General features: G+C 73.2%; 15 protein-coding genes. 12 read left to right on the top strand and 3 right to left on the bottom strand.

The annotated features are described in order from the left end of the window. Window positions 1-3: 3 nt before the first annotated feature. Entirely contained in the window at window positions 4-1,194 is a 1,191-nt protein-coding gene (locus OG500_RS06720; RefSeq protein ID WP_327065469.1) for an ROK family transcriptional regulator, read from the top strand. A gap of 367 nt (window positions 1,195-1,561) precedes the next feature. Continuing rightward, a complete protein-coding gene (locus OG500_RS06715; RefSeq protein ID WP_442907005.1) occupies window positions 1,562-5,638 on the top strand; it encodes a Pls/PosA family non-ribosomal peptide synthetase in 4,077 nt (1,358 codons plus the stop codon). 150 nt (window positions 5,639-5,788) lie between these two features. Here OG500_RS06715 and OG500_RS06710 read toward each other — a convergent pair whose 3' ends face one another. The 3 genes from OG500_RS06710 to OG500_RS06700 all read right to left on the bottom strand — a co-directional run bounded on the left by OG500_RS06710 (window position 5,789) and on the right by OG500_RS06700 (window position 8,621). Further along, a complete protein-coding gene (locus OG500_RS06710) occupies window positions 5,789-6,619 on the bottom strand; it encodes a hypothetical protein (RefSeq protein WP_329577662.1) in 831 nt (276 codons plus the stop codon). Then, on the bottom strand, window positions 6,603-7,091 hold the full coding sequence (locus OG500_RS06705; protein ID WP_329577659.1) for a hypothetical protein: 489 nt from the start codon (window positions 7,089-7,091) through the stop codon (window positions 6,603-6,605). The genes OG500_RS06710 and OG500_RS06705 overlap by 17 nt, the downstream gene beginning before the upstream one ends. A gap of 165 nt (window positions 7,092-7,256) precedes the next feature. Further along, complete coding sequence (locus OG500_RS06700) at window positions 7,257-8,621, bottom strand: hypothetical protein (protein WP_327065465.1); 1,365 nt, start codon at window positions 8,619-8,621, stop codon at window positions 7,257-7,259. Window positions 8,622-8,930: 309 nt separating this feature from the next. Here OG500_RS06700 and OG500_RS06695 point away from each other — a divergent pair, with 309 nt between their 5' ends. The 10 genes from OG500_RS06695 (at window position 8,931) to OG500_RS06650 (ending at window position 18,140) form a co-directional block, all read left to right on the top strand. Beyond that, window positions 8,931-9,275 carry an ATP-binding protein gene (locus OG500_RS06695; protein WP_327065464.1) on the top strand — a complete coding sequence of 115 codons (345 nt, stop codon included), beginning with the start codon at window positions 8,931-8,933 and terminating at the stop codon, window positions 9,273-9,275. 276 nt (window positions 9,276-9,551) lie between these two features. Next, window positions 9,552-11,468: a nucleotidyltransferase domain-containing protein gene (locus tag OG500_RS06690; RefSeq protein WP_329577656.1), complete on the top strand. Its 1,917-nt coding sequence runs from the start codon at window positions 9,552-9,554 to the stop codon at window positions 11,466-11,468. Next, window positions 11,465-12,592 (top strand): hypothetical protein, encoded by a 1,128-nt coding sequence (locus OG500_RS06685; RefSeq protein ID WP_327065462.1) that lies wholly within the window; start codon window positions 11,465-11,467, stop codon window positions 12,590-12,592. The genes OG500_RS06690 and OG500_RS06685 overlap by 4 nt, the downstream gene beginning before the upstream one ends. Next, complete coding sequence (locus OG500_RS06680) at window positions 12,573-13,364, top strand: SDR family NAD(P)-dependent oxidoreductase (RefSeq protein WP_327065461.1); 792 nt, start codon at window positions 12,573-12,575, stop codon at window positions 13,362-13,364. The genes OG500_RS06685 and OG500_RS06680 overlap by 20 nt, the downstream gene beginning before the upstream one ends. A gap of 35 nt (window positions 13,365-13,399) precedes the next feature. Next, a complete protein-coding gene (locus OG500_RS06675) occupies window positions 13,400-13,831 on the top strand; it encodes an NUDIX hydrolase (RefSeq protein ID WP_327065460.1) in 432 nt (143 codons plus the stop codon). Window positions 13,832-14,133: 302 nt separating this feature from the next. Continuing rightward, entirely contained in the window at window positions 14,134-14,550 is a 417-nt protein-coding gene (locus tag OG500_RS06670) for a TOBE domain-containing protein (protein WP_327065459.1), read from the top strand. Window positions 14,551-14,605: 55 nt separating this feature from the next. After that, window positions 14,606-15,079, top strand: coding sequence for a hypothetical protein (locus tag OG500_RS06665; RefSeq protein ID WP_327065458.1), 474 nt, complete (start codon window positions 14,606-14,608; stop codon window positions 15,077-15,079). After that, window positions 15,076-15,822 carry a glycerophosphodiester phosphodiesterase gene (locus OG500_RS06660; protein ID WP_329577650.1) on the top strand — a complete coding sequence of 249 codons (747 nt, stop codon included), beginning with the start codon at window positions 15,076-15,078 and terminating at the stop codon, window positions 15,820-15,822. Before OG500_RS06665 ends, OG500_RS06660 begins: the two co-directional genes overlap by 4 nt. Beyond that, complete coding sequence (locus OG500_RS06655; protein WP_327065456.1) at window positions 15,822-16,952, top strand: winged helix DNA-binding domain-containing protein; 1,131 nt, start codon at window positions 15,822-15,824, stop codon at window positions 16,950-16,952. Before OG500_RS06660 ends, OG500_RS06655 begins: the two co-directional genes overlap by 1 nt. Before the next feature lie 84 nt (window positions 16,953-17,036). After that, window positions 17,037-18,140, top strand: a complete 1,104-nt coding sequence (locus OG500_RS06650) for an AI-2E family transporter (RefSeq protein ID WP_327065455.1) — start codon at window positions 17,037-17,039, stop codon at window positions 18,138-18,140. Window positions 18,141-18,195: the final 55 nt, after the last annotated feature.

The following is an 18,195-nucleotide window of genomic DNA, read 5'->3' as shown; positions in this document are numbered from 1 at the left end:
CCCATGACCATCGCGCGCACGGCCACCCCCAGCACCGCCCGTGCGATCAACGACCGGCTGGCCCTGGAGCTGCTGCTCAGCCACGGACCGCTGACCGCCACCGATCTGCGAGAGCTGACCGGGCTCTCCCGCCCCACCATCGCCGACCTGCTGGAACGCCTGCAGCGGGGCGGCCTGGTGGCCATGGTCGGCGAGCGCGGCGAGCAGCGGCGCGGCCCCAACGCCCGGGTCTACGCCCTGCGCGCCGACCGGGCCCACGTGGCCGGCATCGACGTGCGCACGGTCGGGGTCACGATGACCGTCGCCGACCTGACCGGCCGCAGCCTGGCGCGGGCCGCGCTGCCGGTGGGCCCCGAGGGGACGCCGCCGGACTTCGCCGACCAGGTGCTGCGCGCCCTGCTCGCCTGTGCCGAGCGGGCCGGCGCAGGCGAGCTGCACACCGTCGCGGTCGGCGCGCCCGGCCTGGTCGACCCCACCACCGGCGAGCTCAGCACCACCTCGCGGCTGCAGAGCTGGCACGGCGAGCTGGTCACCGCGCTGCGGGCCGGGCTGAGGGCGGAGGTGATCCTGGAGAACGAGGTCAACCTGGCCGGCCTCGCCGAGCACCGGGTCGGCGCCGCCACCGACCGCGACACCTTCGTGCTGCTCTGGCTCGGCCACGGCACCGGTGCCGCCGTGGTGCTGGACGGGCGGCTGCGCCGCGGCTTCTCCGGCGGCGCCGGCGAGATCGGCTTCCTGCCGGTGCCCGGCACCGGGGGCCTGCCCGGCACCAGCAGCTGCGACGGCGGCTTCCACAGCCTCGCCGGCGGTCGGGCCGTCTGCGAGCTGGCCCGGGCGCACGGGCTGCTTCAGGGCCCGAGCACCCAGGACGCCCCGGCCGCGGAGGCGGCCGTGCTGGCGGCGATCGCGGCCGGTCCGGCGGGCGAGCCGTTCCTGGACGAGCTGGCCGAGCGGGTCGCCCTCGGCGCCTCGGCGGTCACCGTGCTGCTGGACCCGGGCTGCGTGGTGCTGGGCGGCGAGGTCGGCCGGGCCGGCGGCAGCGCGCTGGCCGAGCGGGTGGCCGCCCGGCTGGCCCGGCTCTCGCCGGTGCGCACCGAGGTCCGGGCCGGCGCGGCCGGGGGTGGCGCGGTGCTCAGCGGCGCGGTGCTGACCGCCTCGGACGCGGTCCGCCGCGACCTGTTCGGCGGCCACTGAGCAGGTCCGTCGGGCAAGGCCGTTGAGCAGGTCCGTCAGGCAGGTCCGTCGGGCAAGGCCACAGCTCCCACACCTTCACGCGCGGCCGGGGCACGGTTCTTCACCGGAGCGGACCGCCTTCACAGCAGTGGATCATGCCTTCACCTGGGGCTGGACGCCTGCTGTGCAGTCAATGAGGTTTTGATGAGCAAATGCCCGATTCGTCGTGGTCGCGCTCCGTGAGCACTTACGCTCAGTTGCGGGTTCAGGCAAATGGGCAGGAGCGGGGCATTTCGCAGCCGCCCGTCGCAGATCCGCGTGCCCAGACACGCGGCCGGAGACTCCCGTCCGTGCCTGACCCGCAAGTGATCCGGCGAGAGCAAGGTACATGGAAGCACTAGAAGACCGAGGCGCCCACCTGCGCCCACCTCGGGGGGAAGCACCCGGCGAGACCGCCGGGGCACTGTGGCCGCTGGCGCCCGCCCCACCCGTGCGCACGCTGGTGGACATCCTGGAAGCCGCCGCCCGTGCCTGCCCGCAGGCGCCGGCGCTGGAGGCCGACGGCCGGACCTTCGACTACGGAGCGTTGTTGGCGGCGGTCGACGACCTGGCCCGGAGACTGGCCGCGGCCGGCATCGGCCGCGGCGACCGGGTCGGCGTCCGGGTGCCGTCGGGCACCGTGGACCTCTACCTCGCGATCCTCGCCGTGCTGCGCGTCGGTGCGGCCTACGTCCCGGTGGACGCGGACGACCCCGACGAGCGCGCCGAGCTGATCTGGAACGACGCCGCGGTCTGCGCCGTGATCGGCGCGGGCTGTGCGGTCCGGCCCGGCCCGACGGTGGCCCCCGGCGGTCGTCCGGCCCGGCCCACCCCTGAGGACGACGCCTGGATCATCTTCACCTCCGGCACCACCGGACGCCCCAAGGGCGTTGCGGTCAGCCACCGCTCGGCGGCGGCCTTCGTGGACGCCGAGGCCGGGATGTTCCTGCGCGAGGACAACCTGCGCCCCGGTGACCGGGTACTGGCCGGGCTGTCGGTGGCCTTCGACGCCTCCTGCGAGGAGATGTGGCTGGCCTGGCGGCATGCCGCCTGCCTGGTGCCCGCTCCCCGTTCGCTGGTCAAGGCCGGCACCGACCTGGGCCCCTGGCTGGTCGAGCGCCGGATCACCGTGATCTCCACCGTGCCGACCCTGCTCGCACTGTGGCCTGCCGAGTGCCTCGACGGGGTCCGGCTGGTCATCGTGGGCGGCGAGGCCTGCCCGGCCGAGCTGGTCGAGCGGATCGCCGTGCCGGGACGGGAGTTCTGGAACACCTACGGCCCCACCGAGACCACGGTCGTCGCCACGGCCGCCCGGCTGCTGCCCGGTCGGCCGGTGCGGATCGGCGCCCCGCTGGACGGCTGGGAGATCGCCGTCGTCAACAGCGAGGGCAGGCCGGTGGCCTGGCACGAGACCGGTGAGCTGCTGATCGGCGGCGTCGGCACCGCCCGCTACCTGGATCCGGCCAAGGACGCCGAGAAGTTCCGCCCGCACCCCGCGCTGCGCGGCTCGCGGGTCTACCGCAGCGGCGACCTGGTGCGGGCCGAGCCCGAGGGGCTGGTCTTCGTCGGCCGGGCCGACGAGCAGGTCAAGCTGGCCGGGCGCCGGGTCGAACTCGGCGAGATCGACGCCGCGCTGCAGGCGCTGCCCGGCGTACGGGCCGCGGCCGCGGCCGTGCGCAGGACCGCTGCCGGCGGCGAGGTGCTGGTCGGCTACCTGGTGGCCGAGCGGCCCGAGGCGCCGTTCGACACCGATGCCGCCCGCGCGCTGCTGCTGGAGCGGCTGCCGCAGTCGCTGGTCCCGGTGCTGGCCCTGGTGACCGGCCTGCCCACCCGCACCTCCGGCAAGGTGGACCGCAACGCGCTGCCCTGGCCGCTGGCCGGCGCGGCCGAGGACCCCGGCGCCGAGGACCCGGCGCTGACCGGCACGGCCGGCGAGCTGGCCGCGCGCTGGCGCGAGCTGCTGGGCCTGCCGGTGACCGCCGAGAGCGACTTCTTCGCCCTCGGCGGCACCAGCCTGGCCGCCGCCAAGCTGGTCTCCATGCTGCGCGGGCGCTGCCCCGGCGTCTCGGTCGCCGACCTCTACGGCCACCCGACGCTGCTGGCCATGGCCGCCCGCCTGGACGAGCTGACCGGCGAGCGCGGCACCGCGGCGGAGCAGAGCGCGCGTCAGGCCGCCCCGAGCGAGCCCGCCCAGGTCCGTGCGGTGCGCCCCACCCCGCGCCGGGCCGGTCTGGTCCAGTTGCTGGTGCTCACCGTCGCCTACACGATCAGCGGCCTGCGCTGGGTGCTGGCGCTGGCCGCGCTCGACAACCTGACCGGGAAGCTGTCGTGGGCCCCGCACGCCCCGTGGTGGCTGATCATCACCGGCTGGCTGGTGCTCTCCAGCGCCGCAGGCCGGCTGCTGCTCGGTTCGGCGGCCGCCCGGCTGCTGACTGCTGGCCTGAAGCCCGGCAGCTACCCGCGCGGCGGCTCGGTGCACCTGCGGCTGTGGGCCGCCGAGCGGGCGGTGGCGGTCTTCAACCTGGCCTCGCTGCTCGGCACCCCCTGGGCCCGGCACTACGCCCGCGCGCTGGGCTGCCGGGTCGGCCAAGGGGCCGACCTGCACACCATGCCCCCGGTCAGCGGCCTGGGCCGGTTCGGCACCGGCTGCTCGCTGGAGCCCGAGGCGGACCTGGCCGGCTGGTGGCTGGACGGCGACGTGCTGCACCTGGGCACGGTGGAGGTCGGCGCCGGCGCCCGGGTCGGCACCCGCTCGATGCTGATGCCCGGCGCCCGGCTCGGCGAGGGCGCGGACCTGGCGCCCGGCGCCTGCCTGTTCGGTGAACTGCCCGCCGGTGAACGCTGGCACGGCTCGCCTGCCCGCCCGCTGGACGGCGCCGGGGCGGCCCGGGCCGGCGAGGGCTGGCCGGCTCCGGCGCACGGGCGCTCGCGCGGCTGGAACCTGGCCTACGCGCTGGCCCTGCCGCTGCTCAGCCTGCTGCCGGTGCTCGCCGCCGCGCCCGCCCTGCTGGTGGTCTTCCACCTGGTCGACCAGGACCGCTCGCTGGGTGCGGTGCTGGTCCAGCTGCTGGCCGTCTCCCCGCTGGCGGCGCTGGCCTCGATGGTCTGCTACGCGGGCCTGCTGGTGCTGCTGGTACGGGTGTTGAGCATCCCGATCAAGCCCGGCTTCCACCCCGCGCACGGCAGGGCCGCGTGGTGCACCTGGGTGGTCAGCCGCCTGATGGCCACCGCCCGCGGCGCGCTCTTCCCGCTCTACGCCAGCCTGTTCACCCCCGTGTGGCTGCGGCTGCTCGGCGCCCGGATCGGACGCCGGGTGGAGGCCTCCACGGTGCTCGCGCTGCCCGGCCTGATGCGGGTGGGCGACGGCGCCTTCCTGGCCGACGACACCCTGATCGCACCCTTCGAGGTGCGCGGCGGCTGGCTGCGCCTGGGCACGGCGGAGGTGGGCCGCCGGGCCTTCGTCGGCAACTCCGGCATCGTCGGTCCCGACCGCAGGCTGCCGGACGACGCGCTGGTCGGCGTCCTGTCGGACACCCCGCCCGGGGCCGAGCCGGGCTCGTCCTGGCTGGGCCGGCCCGGTCTGTCGCTGCCCCGGGTGGCCGAGACCGGAGACCTGAGCCGCACCTACGACCCGCCCCGGCGCCTGATGCTGGCCCGCGCGGCCGTGGAGCTGTGCCGAGTGCTGCCGGTGCTCTGCGCCGTGGTGCTGGGCGACCTGGCGGTGGTGGCGATGCAGGAACTGGTCGACAGTCAGGGCCTGGTCCTGGGTGCCGCCCTGGTCGGCCCGGTGCTGATCGGCGCGGGCGTGGCCGCCTGCCTGGTCACCACCGCGGCCAAGTGGCTGCTGGTGGGCCGCTTCCGCAGCGGGGAGCACCCGCTCTGGTCCTCCTTCGTGTGGCGCAACGAGCTGTACGACACCTTCGTGGAGGAGCTGGCGATGCCGTGGCTGGGGCAGACCCTGGTCGGCACCCCGTTCCTCAACGTCTGGCTGCGCTCGCTGGGCGCGCGGATCGGGCGCGGTGTCTGGTGCGAGACGCACTGGCTGCCGGAGACCGACCTGGTCCGGGTCGAGGACGGGGCGAGCGTCAACCGCGGCTGCGTGCTGCAGACCCACCTCTTCCACGACCGGGTGATGCGCCTGGACGAGGTGCACCTGGGTACCGGGGCGACGCTGGGCCCGCACTCCATCGTGCTGCCCGGCTCCGCGCTCGGCGAGGGCGCGGCGGTCGGGGCCTCCTCGCTGGTGATGCGCGGTGAGGCGCTGCCGGCCGGAACCCGCTGGGCGGGCAACCCGGTCGCGGCCTGGCCCACCGGCCACCGCACCGGCCACGCGGGGCGCCGGCACAGCACGCCCGGACGGCACCGCTCGGCCGCCCGGCCCCGCCGCAGCGCCGGCACCGATGCCTCGCCGGGGCGCCAGCGCTGACGAGGGCGCATCCAGGCCCGAGGGGCCGGCCCGGGCGGCACCAGCCGCCGTGGCCGGCCCCTCGGTCTTCCCCGTTCACGGCGGGGAGCAGCGCCACGTCGGATTCGGGCTCACGGGCGGGTTCGGCTTCTGGCTGTCGGCATCGTCTGATCAGGTGAGCTCTGAGAGCCGAGCCCGTAGCGGTCCGTTCAGATCCAGGTTGTCGCCTCGGGAGACGGTCTGCAGGAGTTCGGTGATGACCACGAGCTCGGCGAATCTCCCCACCGGAGTGTCGAGGATGTGGCCGAGCCGCTGCCGGACTTCGGTGGCGGTGTCCGGTACGAGGAGACTGTAGGAGTGCAGCAGTGCTGCGTCGTACCCGGCGGGCGCGGTACCCCAGCCTTCCCAGTCGAGGATCGTGAGGGTCGGGCCTGTGAGGTTGGCCCAGTGCAGGTCGCCGTGGGCGGTCGTCCAGGCGGGCACCTTGGTGTCGACGGGGGTGCCGAGGAACTGCGGCATGGCACGGTCCAGGTACTCCTGACGGACTGCCACCCGGTTGCTGGGGACGGCGGCGATGGCGTCGAGGGCGGTGCTGAGTCCGTTCCACCAGGCGTCGTCCAGGTCGGGCGCTTTCCGTAGGGTCGGCTCGTGAGTGGTGATGGCAGGGACGGTGATCCTGTCGTAGAGCTCTGCCAAGTAACCGTGTTCGTCCTCGGTCCAGGTGTGCCGGCCCCTCAGCCGTGCTCGGGGGACCGCAGGAGGCATGAGTCGCTCCGCCTCCTGCGGCCCCTCCCAGAGCTTGCCGCCGGCCTTCTCGGCCGGGGCGGACACCAGACGGAGCCAGCCTTCGCCGGACGCCGTGGTGACCGGGCGGCTGAGGGTCCGTCCGCGCCAGCCCCACGACTCGTGGGAGCCGTTCGCGGTCGCGCCGAGCATCGTCGCGACGGTGGCGTGTGCTTCGCGCATCCGCTCGGCGGTGTTCGGCTCAGGTTCCGAGTACATCAACGACCCTTCGGAGTACGTCCCGAGACAACGGCGGTCGGCCGACGGCTTCGGCTGCCTGCTTCCAGTGTTCCGGGTTTCTGGTCGACAGGAGCACACACTTCACCCCAGCGGCAGATGCCACGACGGCGAGGGCCACTTCGGCAGGAGCCCAGCCGGGGTTGATCAGCTCGGACAGCTCCGGGGTCACCATGCCGGGGATCTCGCCGCCGTGGAGCGGGGCGGAGGCGAACACCTCCAGCCCCGCTGCCGCCGCATCGGCCAGCGGTCCGCGTCCGTTGAGGGCCTGAGCGACGGGTGCCAGGTGGACGAGCGAGATCGGGAGCTGGACGGCTCGAAGGTGGTGGTTCGAACGGATCGAGCCATCGTGGCCGACCACCTCAAAGTCGACTGCGTCGACCGCGGTCGTCGTATCAGCCGGTCCTTCGACCCGGACGCACAACACGTCCTGATCATCCGTGAACTCCAGCAACTGCTCTAAGGTACACAGGTATTGGTACAGAAATCCCCATGCTGCCGCGGTCGGCCATTCATCTCCCCCTCTGGTAGGCGTACAGGGAACCCGATGAAGCCTGGCACTTGCTGTCCATGCTTCCGAATCCTGGTGGCTCCTCGTTTCGCAGCAGGACGTGGGCGGTCAGGCCAGGAAAATGGAGGCTCGCTCATCGAGTTCCTGGGCTGCGGATACGCCGCGGCTCTTGAATTGGGCCAAGTTCTTGCGCATCTCCAGCACCGCACGACGCGTCCGGACCGACTGCACGCCCTCCATGCTGTCCAGTGCCCTGTTCCAGGTACCGCACGCCTGCTCGATGCCGCCGTCGGCCAGTTCCATCTTGGCCTGGGCAACCAAGTCAAGGGCCTTGATGCGGGCGTACGTGGTGGCCGGCCTGGTGGCTGCGGCTGCTGCGTAGTTCTCGGCGGCGCCCTTGCGGTCGCCGAGTCGGGCGAAGACCTTCGCGGAGCGGGAGTTCACGGTGGCGCGCGCCGGGCCCCAGGAGCGGGCCCAGTACGGCATGTCGTCCAGGTCGGCGGTCTCCAGCAGGTCACGGGCCCGTTGGACCGCCAGGACGGCAGGGCGTCGCTGGTTGGTGGCGGCCAGGCCATGGGCGTGGGTGATGGTGAAGAGGGCTTCGGTGCCAGCGTCCACCCGACCGGCGGCCCAGGTCAGCGCGGTGTCGGACAGCGCGAAGGTCTTGGAGGGATGACGGAGCTTCATGCCCTGCTGGGCGAGGGTCCGCAGCACGAAGGCGTCGTGGCCCACGATCCCGGACTCGACGGCGAGGGCGTATGACTGGTGGTAGTAGCGCTGGGCGAGGCCCTGCTCTCCGGCGTCGTACGCCTTCCAGCCGGCCAGGTGCACGCCGACGGCCGCCGCCGAGAGCATCTGCTGCCGGTCCTCGTGCGTGCGGAAGCTGCCCCGGCACAGTGCGGCGACGTCGGATCGTAGGTACTGGATCAAGGCTGAGCGTCCGTGCTGGCCGCCGTGGCGCTCGTCGATCTCGGTGAACATGCTGATCATGTCGCGGACGGCGACGACTTCGGCGGCACCGGCCACCGAGCCGCTGCGGACGGCTGCGGTGCGTTCGGCGCTCTCGCGGACGTACTCCAGCGGCAGGTGGATCGCGGCGACCGAGTACGCCGAGGCGGCCAGGAACTTGCGACGGTCCAAATCAGCTCTCCACACCCGCGCGAGGACACCCACCGGATCGGGGCCGATGGACAGCCCAAGGCCCGGGTCGGATTGTTCCACCGACCGTAGTCCGAGCTCGGCGGGGGTGTAGGGCCGTCCCGTTCTGCGGAACAGGGCTTCGCAGATGAAGGCCGGGGTGTCGCCCTCCGGGTCGGACCCTCGCAGCCACTTGTGAACGGTCGAGGGGTTCGTCCGCAGGTGCACGCCGACTTCGGCCGCCACTCGGACCACGCCTCGGGCGAGGGCATCGAACGTCATCTCGGCGTCGGTGATGGCTGCTTCGAGCTGGTGGTTCGTCACGGGCTGCGCCATGACCTGTCCCTTCCTCGGCACCAGGGTGCGGTAAACACGGTAAAGAGAACCGAGCCTTCGCAGCAGGGTCTTGGGCGAAGGAAAGCCAGTTGACTTGGCGTCAGTCACTCGGAGTCGCGAGCCGTCACCGGTTCGGGGCAGCCTGGTGACTGCCTCCGACCGCTGCTGCCCGGACACCCCCCGTTGTCCGAGGCCGGCAGCCCTGGCGACCAGGAGCGAGCGACCGTGACCCCCAACGTGTTGACCAGAGCAGAACCGCCAGTACGGCTTGCGGAAGCATCGCTGCCGTACCAGCTTCAGTCCGCCTCCGTGGCCCGCCGGTTGCTGTGCGACAAGTTCGCTGACTCGGACCTGATCCACCTCGCCGACGATGCTGAGCTGGTTCTCACCGAGCTGGTCTCCAACGCCGCGAAGACCGGATGCTTGACCACGATGCAGGTCAGCGTCGCCCAGGTGACCAGCCGGGTGGGCCGCGTCGTGCGCATCGCCGTACGGGACGGCTCCCGCACCCTGCCCGTCCTGGTCGCCCCTGACATCGGTGACGAGTCCGGCCGGGGGTTGGCCTTGGTGGACCACTTGGCCGTCGTCTGGGGCGTCGAGCTGGACGCCCGTGGCAAGACGGTGTGGGCCGACCTCTCCATGGAGCGGGTGTGAGCGGCCGGCGCAGGGGCGAACACCGCGATCCGGTCTGTACCGCCTTGACTGTGCTGTGGGCGCTCGGCCACGCCGTTGTGCTCGGTCTCCTGCCGGTCCTGATCCAGCACGATGACGCGCCTGCCATGGACCAGGCCTCGACCTCCGAGTCGGCTCCGGACACGCCGCCCGCCGCCTGACTCCTCGCTCCCCCAGGCCCCGACCGGAGAAGACCGATCCCCGGCCGGGTCGCCCCATCACTCCAAGACGTACTGCGCATCCTCGTGGAGGAATCTCGTGTCCATCTCCCCTGAGCACGCCCCCACCCCGCCCGCCACGATCGCCTTCAGCGGTCCCGACAACGTCGGCAAGACCAAGCAGATCGGCATTCTGGCCCGGCGCATCGGGCCGACCGCCCGCATGGCCGGCCCGCTCGACGACTACGACCCGCGCTGGGGCGGCATCAAGGCTATGGGCATGGGCACTTGGTGGTTCGAACGAGGCCCCGTCGAGGAGGTCGCCGACGTGCTGGCCAGCTCCTATCTGGAGCGCTCCCGCACGTCGGCTGCTGGTCCAGTGCGCCTGATGGACCGAGGGATCCCGATGCTGGAGGCCTCCCTCGCCGCCACCATCGCGGTGCGCGAGCACACCGGCACCGAGCCGGCCGCCGACCGGGCCCGCGAGCTGCTGGCGCCCTTCGCCGCTGACCTGCTGGCAGCCGAAGCCATCGAGCACGGCATCGTGCTCCTGCACGACGACGACCCGGTGATCGGCACCGCCCGCAGCCTGTCCCACGAGCGGAGCGTCACCCCGACCTACGCGGACTACCAGCGCCACCTGCACCAGCAGATCTACCGGCTGGTGCGCGAGGACAGGTGGGCGGAGACCATCGTGATCGGTGAGCACCGGGTGATGGCCGTCCAGGACGAGATCCGGCGACGGCTGCACCCGTTCACTCCCCTCGTGCCGCCGCGCGCCCTGCCCGGGGTGCGCGTGGTGGCGCTCGGCGGCATGTCGGAGAGCGGCAAGAGCACCGCGGGCGAGTACTTGCGGCTGCACCACGGCTACGGGCGCCTCAAGATCGGCTACCTGATCGAGGACGCCGCCAACCGCGCCGGCATCACCGACCCCTACGAGATCCCGGCCGTGGTGCGCGCCGAGCTGCTGGTCGACGGCCTCGACCGGTTCTGCGCGGCCCACCACTTCCTCGACCGGGTGACCATCGAGTCCCTGCACGACCAGGAGGCGACCGCCGAGCTGCAGCGGATGCTCGGCAGCCAGTTGGCCATCGTCTACCTCGACACCACCCCTGGCGTCCGCGCCGAACGCGGCACCGCCGGGCCCGAGGACCTGGTGGAGCGCGACACCGTCAAGGCCAGGCGCGGAGCCGCCGAGGTCGCCGCGCTCGCACACGAGGTGATCGACAACAACGGCAGCCGGTTGCACCTGGAACGGCGCCTGGACGGCATCGCGCTCGCCCACCGCTGGCCGCTGCGCGAACCGAGTACCGCGCCGGTCAACGCCCTGGGCCTGCCCGTCCACCTGGAGTCCTACCTGTCCGCGCTGCTGGACGTCACCACCGTCCAGCAGCCGCCGCTGATCGACCTCCTCGCGGTCACCGGCAGCGGAGCGCGTGGCAAGTACCAGCACGGCTGGTCCGACCTGGACGTGTTCGTGGTCGCCGGCCAGGACAGCATCCCGTGCCTACGACAGGTCCTCGCACGGTTGGAAGCTGACCTCGGCGGCGTCAAACTCGGCCTCACCGTGCTGACCCAGGACGAGTGCCGCACCGGCGCGGTCACCTCCCGCCTGCTGCACGTCCTCGCCCTCATCGGCTCCGGCACGCTCGTCCCGCTGTGGTGCCGCCCAGGACTCGCGCTGCCCGCCCCCGACGCGGCCACCGACGTGGCCGCGAGCGTCGAGGCCGGCGTGCAGGCCGCCATCGAGATCCGCCGCCAGCTCCTCAAAGGAGCCCCCGACCTACGGGCGCTGTACAAGATCACCGCGCTGCTGGCCAAGGTGATGCTCCGGTTCGAGGGCACCGAGTGCGCCTCCGACGACGACGCGCTCGCGGTCCTCCTCGACCGCCGTTCCGGCGGGCACACCGACCTGCGGCACCAGGCGCGTGAGAACCGGGACGCGGCGGTGGAGCTGGCCAACACCGTCCTCGGCCACTGGCTGGCCACCTTCGCCCTGCCCACGAGCCGCACGTGAGCACCCCGATGAAGCCGGTGCCGGCCTTCCGAAAGGTCCTCGACCCCGCAAGCGCCGACGCCGAGGTCCGCGGTTGGCAGGCCGTCGCCCACGCGCTGCCGGTGCCCGAGCTGCTGGGCCACGTTCAGCTGTCCGGCAAGCACCTGGTCTCCTACGAGGACGTGTTCGCCAGCGGCCGGTGCACCATGCTGATGGGCGACCTCATCGCCACCGCCGACCGCCACCCGGGCGCCTTGCCCCGGGTCACTGCCCTGGTCGACGCCGTGTGCGACAGCCTGCTGGACGCGGTGGCCGCCAGTGGCCGGCCCGCGCCGCTGGCAGCCTGCGTGCCCGGCCTCTACCTGGATCGCATCCGCCCCGGCGGCCGGATCGACACCTGGTACCTGTCCGGCCGCCTGTCTCTCCCCGGCCCGCGCACCGGCGGCCCACTGCCACTGAGCACCCTCACCGGCCACACCTTTGTGGTCAACGGCATCCCGCTGCGGCTCGACCTCCCCGGCGCGATCCGAGATGCCCGGGAAGCCCTCCGCTCCGGCCGCCACTGGCTCACCGCCCTTACCCAGGGCGACCCGACCGAGCCGAACATCGCCGATCCGCTGTGCTGGCTCGACTTCGAGTACGCAGGGCGAAACGCCCTCTCCGGGGAGATCGCCGTCATGCTCTGGTACCTGCTGGGCATGGGCGGCTGGCTGGTGCCCACCTACCAGCCCGACGTCTACGCCCGTACCCTGCCGCTGCACCTACCGCCCGTCGCCACCCCGCACCTCCAGCCCGTCGAACACGACGAGCGCCATCGCCGCCTGGAGATCCGGTACACCTGGCCGGTCGGCCCCGGTCGCCAGGCGGCGATCACCCGCCTGCTGCAACGGGTTCGAGCCGACCTCGCCCTGGCGGCCGGCCTCAGCCCGGACCGCTTCCTCGCCCAGATCCGGCACTTCCTCACCCTGCGGATCCTCGGCGTCATCCCGCCCGCACGGCTCACCGGCTCCGACCTGCTCCTGCTGCTGGCCAAGCTCGCCGAGGCCCAGCACCCCGAGACGGTCTGCGAAGACTTCACCCGCACCGATCCGCTGCCTGCCACTAGCCCCGACGATTGGACCGACGATGACCACGCCCCTGCTTGAACTCCCCATCGCCGCACGGCCGCTCCAGGGCCGCGTGGCCCTGGTCACCGGCGGAGCCACCGGCATCGGAGCCGCGATCAGCCGTGCCCTGGCCGCAGCCGGAGCCACCGTCGCCATCAACCACCTCGCCCAGATCGACCGGGCCCGCACGGTCCTCGACGACGTCCGCCGCGAGGGCCGCACAGGCATCGAGGTCAGCGCCGACCTCACCGACCCGAACGCCGTGGCCATGCTGACCAGCCAGGTCGAATCCGAACTCGGCCCGATCGGGATCCTCGTCAACAACGCCGGCGCCTACCCCCGCATCCCGTGGGGCCAGCTCGGCGAGGACGACTGGGACCGCGCCATCGAGACCAACCTCACCATCCACTACCGCACTTGCCGCACCGTCACCCCGGGCATGGCCGAACGCCGGTGGGGCCGCATCGTCAACATCGGCAGCGTCAACGCCCGCGCCGGACGCCCGGGCCTGGCCGCCTACAGCACCGCCAAGGCCGGCCTGCTCGGCCTCACCAGGTCGCTGGCCAGGGAACTTGGACCGGCAGGGATCTGCGTGAACACTGTTCTGCCTGGGGCCATCCAGGTCGAGGCGGAGAACGACCTGCCCGCCCACCACCGTGCCCGACCGGAGGACCAGATCCGTCGCCAGTGCGTCCCGCGCCGAGGCCGCCCCGAGGACGTCGCCGCAGCGGTCACGTTCCTCGCAAGCCCCAGCGCGTCCTTCGTCACCGGCCAGTCGTTGCACGTCGACGGGGGATGGATCCTCCACTGACCAGCACCGCCACACCGCGCAGGAAGCAGGCCACCATGCTCAGGCGAGTCCGAGCCGTCCTCGTCACCCCGAACAACACCACGCTGCTGATCAAGCGCATCCGCCCCGGCATCGCCCCGTACTGGGTCATCGTCGGCGGCAAGGTCGACCCGACCGACGCCAGCCCCGAGGACGCCCTGCTCCGCGAAGTCCGAGAGGAGATCGCCGGCGAAGCCCGGATCGTCTCCCTTCTCCACACCATCGAGGCCGACAACGAGCGCCAGGACTTCTACCTCGCCACCATCGAGAGGTGGAACTTCGAGGACCGCACCGGCCCCGAGTTCAGCCGGGAAGGCCGCGGCGAGTACCTCCTGGAAGAGATTCCCCTCACTGCCGAGGCGCTCGACACCGTCAACCTCCTGCCTCAGGAGATCGCCACCGTCCTGCGTGACGCTGTCGAGCAGGGGGAACTCCTAGCTGTTCGGTAAGCCCAACGCGGGGAACGGCAGCTCAGCCGGTTGCCAGGTCCATACTGACAGCGACTGTCAGCTACGGGCCGGCGCCGGTTGGCTGTTGGAGCACGCCGGCTACCGCCCCGGCAAGGAGATTGTTGGCGGCATTCACTGCTCGGAGCGCCGGACCCTCACGCCCACGACAGGGCGACTGCGACGAGTGCGGATAGTGGGCTTACCTCATTGAGGACCAGGGGGCCGCCGGTGTGTGTCGGGGCGGGGTCGATGGGGCAGGATGGGACACCGCTGTCGATCATCACGAGACCCCGGGGAGTGCCATGGGTCAGCCCGCCCGCCCGGTCCACCAGTACCGCATCGGCGAGGCCGCGGCCATGCTCGGCGTCAGTGCCGACACCATGCGCCGCTGGGTCGACGCCGGGAGGCTGCCCGCCGAGCGGGACGAGCACGGCCACCGGATCATCGCCGGGGAGCGGCTCGCCGCCTTCGCGCGGGAACTGGCCAAGCCCGGCGCGGCCGAGGCCGAGGGCCGGCTCTCCTCGGCGCGCAACCGGTTCCCCGGCATCGTGACCCACGTGGTGCTCGGTGACGTGGCCGCGCAGGTGGAGATCCAGGCCGGGCCGTTCCGGGTGGTGTCGCTGATCAGCCGGGAGTCGGCCGAGGAGCTGGCGCTGGCCCCCGGGGCCCGGGCGACCGCAGTCATCAAGTCGACCAATGTGATGATCGAAGGCAGCTGATCCCGCGAGTCGACACCGTCCGCACTGTCCGCACTGTCCGCACTGGAGGAGAGCCGTGTCCCGAGCCGTCCTGCCCACCACCCAGGCCGCGGTGGTGGCCGCCACCGCGGTGGCCGAACGCCACGGCCGCCGGGTGACGGCCACGCACGACATCGGCGACGACCAGACCTTCGCCGGCCTCCACCGCCCGGGCGCCCCGGTCGGAGCTTCGCGCGGCACCGACTGGACGCACCAGGACCTGGCCCACGTCCCGCACGAGGCGCTGCTGGAGTTCGGCGGCGTGCCGGGGATCTCGGTGCGCCTCTTCGACCACGACGAGGTCACCGTCACCGTGGAGGGCGTGGCCTTCGAGGACGTCCCGCGCGACAGCATGCCGGCCTTCCTGGACGCGGTCTGGTCCGGCCTCGCGCACACCAAGGTGCACCGCTTCCCGCCCGGGCTGACCCTCAAGGTCGCCGTGCCCGGCGAACCGACCTACAGCGAGCTCGTGCTGCGGGCCACCGCCTGGATCAACGGGATCGCCCGGTGAGCGCCGGGCAGCCGGGCGCCGGTGGACCCGTCGACGTCGCGCCCCGTCCGCTGGCCGTGGCCCACCGCGGCGACCCGTACCGGTTCCGCGAGAACACCCTGCCCTCGGTCGCCGCCGCGCTCGCCGCCGGCGCCGACGCGGTGGAGGTGGACGTCCAGCTCACCCGCGACGGCGTCCCGGTGCTGCTGCACGACCCGACCCTCAAGCGCCTGTGGGGGCTGGACCGCCCGGTGCGCGCGCTCACCGCCGAGAAGTTGGCGGCGCAGCGCTTCGCGGACGGCCAGCGGGTCCCCGCGCTGGCCGAGGCGCTCGGGCTGCTGGCCGACCACCCCGACGCCAGGCTGATGATCGACCTGGACGAACCGGCACCCGCCACGGCCGCCTGGCGGGCCGTCAGCGAGGCGGGCGCCGAGGACCGGGTGCTCTTCTGCGGACCGGCCGCGGCCATGTTCGCGGTGCGCGAGCTGGCCCCCGAGGTGCCGCTCGCGCTGACCTGGAAGCAGCCCGGCGTGCCGGTGGCCGCGCTACTGGCGGACCTGCGCCCGCGCTACCTCAACCCGCCCTTCGGCCTGGTGGACCGGGCGCTGGTCGAGCGGGCCGCCGACGCGGGCCTGGCGGTCAGCACCTGGACGGTGGACCGGCGCAGCACCATGCGCCGGATGCGCGCGGCGGGTGTCGCCTCGCTGACCTCCAACCGGATCGGCCTGCTGCGCTCCGTCCTGGGGCCGGTGGGCGGCCACTGATGCCCGAGGTGCTCGACCGGCGCGCGCTGAACCGCGCGCTGCTGGCCCGTCAGCACCTGCTGGCACCGGCCGCCATGACGCCGCAGCAGCTGATCGGGCACCTGGTCGGGCTCCAGGCCCAGGCCGTCGACCCGCCCTTCTACGGACTCTGGTCGCGGCTGGCCGACTTCACCCCGGTGCAGCTCGGCGAGCTGCTGGAGCGGCGTGCGGTGGTCCGGCTCGGCCTGCAGCGCGGCACCATCCACCTGGTCACCGCCGAGGACTGCCTGACGCTGCGGCCACTGCTGCAGGGCGTCCTGGACCAGGGGTTGCGCGGTGCGTTCGGCCGGAGGCTGGCCGGCCTGGACCTGGCGGCGCTGACCGAGCGGGGCCGGCGCCTGGTCGAGGAGCGCCCGCGCACCTTCCAGGAACTGGGCGCCCTGCTCGGCCCCGAGTACCCCGAGCACGATCCGGCCGCGCTCGCCCAGGTGCTGCGGGCCCGGCTCGCGCTGGTGCAGGTCCCGCCGCGCGGCCTGTGGCGCAACTCCGGCGCCGCCGCGCACACCACGGCCGAGCAGTGGCTGGGCCGTCCGCTCGCCGAGCCGGCCGACCCCGCCGACCTGGCGGCGCGGCGCGAGGAGCTGGTGCTGCGCTACCTGGCCGCCTTCGGCCCGGCGAGCGTGGCGGACCTGCAGAAGTGGTCCGGGCTGACCCGCCTCTCGGCCGAGGTCCGGCGGCTGCGCCCGCGGCTGGCGGAGTTCCGCGACGAGGCGGGCCGACCGCTCCACGACCTGCCCGAGGCCCCGCGCCCCGCGGGCGGCACGCCCGCCCCGGTGCGGCTGCTGGCGCCCTTCGACAACCTGCTGCTCTCGCACGCGGACCGCACCCGGGTGCTGCCGGAGGCCCACCGGCCGCGGGTGATGACGCAGAACGGGATCGTGCTGGGGACCCTGCTGGTGGACGGGTTCGTGGCCGGGATCTGGGAGCTCGTCCGACCGACGGCGCGGGCCGAGGAGGCGACGGTGGCGGTGCGCCCGTTCGCACCGCTCGACCGGGCCGCTCGGACGGCGGCCGAGCAGGAGGCGCGCCGGCTGCTGGCCTTCGCGGAGCCGCAGGTGTCACGGGCACGGGTGCGGTTCGACGCGCCCTGATGATCCAATTCGGGCGAATGGTCATCATGTGTGCTGGTATGTCTGGAAAGTGAGAGCGGGTCGGCAACGGGCGGAGGCACCAGCATGGCGGGCCGATCACCGCAGGAGCGGCCGCCCGCCGCCTACCGTCTGCCGCCCGCCGTGCGACTGGCGGCGGCCTGGTCGGTGGCGGTGATCCTCTTCATCACCGTCGGCGCCGTGATCGTCTACGCACTCGTGGCGCTGCGCGCCGCCACCGTCCCGCTCTTCCTCGCGCTGCTCGGCACCGCGCTGCTCTACCCCGTGATGCCCTGGCTGGTCCGACGGGGGCTGAGCCGCGGTCTGGCCGCCGGGCTGACCTGCGCGGTGCTGGTCGTGGGGGTCTCCGGGGTCCTGGCGGTGCTCACCAACTCGCTGGTGCACAGCGCCCCGCAGATCGCCCACGCGCTACAGCAGGCCGGCGAGCAGATCGCCGACCGCCTGGGCCCGCTCGGCGACCGGATCAAGTTCGCCCTCTCCCAGTCCGCCGGCTCCGGCAGCTCGCTCGTCTCCTCGCTCGCCGACGGCGTGCTGTCCGGGCTCGGCCTCGCCACCCAGGTGATCACCGGCGGCGTGCTCACGCTGGCCCTGGTCTTCTTCTTCCTGCGCGACGGCCACCGCGGCGGCGACCTGGTGCGCTCGGTGCTGCCCGGCGACCGGTCCGAGACGGTGATCGCCTGCGCCCTCAAGGCCTTCACCGCGATGGCCGGCTTCATGCGCGGCACCACGCTGATCGCGCTGATCGACGCCACCTTCATCACCACCGGCCTGCTGATCCTCAGCGTCCCCGGCGCGGCCGGTCTGGGCGCGCTGGTCTTCCTGGGCGCCTTCGTCCCGTTCATCGGAGCCTTCCTCTCCGGCACGGTGGCGGTGCTGGTCGCGCTGGCCGACGGCGGCCCGAGCCGCGCGCTGTGGACGCTGGGGGTGGTGCTCGCGGTGCAGATGGTGGAGGGCAACATCCTGCAACCGCTCATCCAGAGCCGGACGGTGGAACTGCACCCGGCGACGATCATGATCGCGGTGGTGGCCGGCGCCGGAGTGGCCGGGATCCTCGGCGCGCTGTTCGCGGTGCCGCTGAGCGCCGCCGGCCTCGGCATCGTCAACGTGCTGCGCGCCGGGCCGGGCGGGGCCGCCGGGAGCCCGGCCGAGGAGGCGGTCGCCGACGGGTGAGCGGTCGGCGGGTGAACGGCTGACGGGTGATCACCGCCACGGCCCCCGCGACCGG

The sequence above is a fragment of the Kitasatospora sp. NBC_01250 genome, from assembly GCF_036226465.1.
GTDB lineage: Bacteria > Actinomycetota > Actinomycetes > Streptomycetales > Streptomycetaceae > Kitasatospora.
The sequence above is the reverse complement of the archived record's forward strand: the minus strand, read 5'-3'. Positions and strand labels throughout refer to the sequence as shown.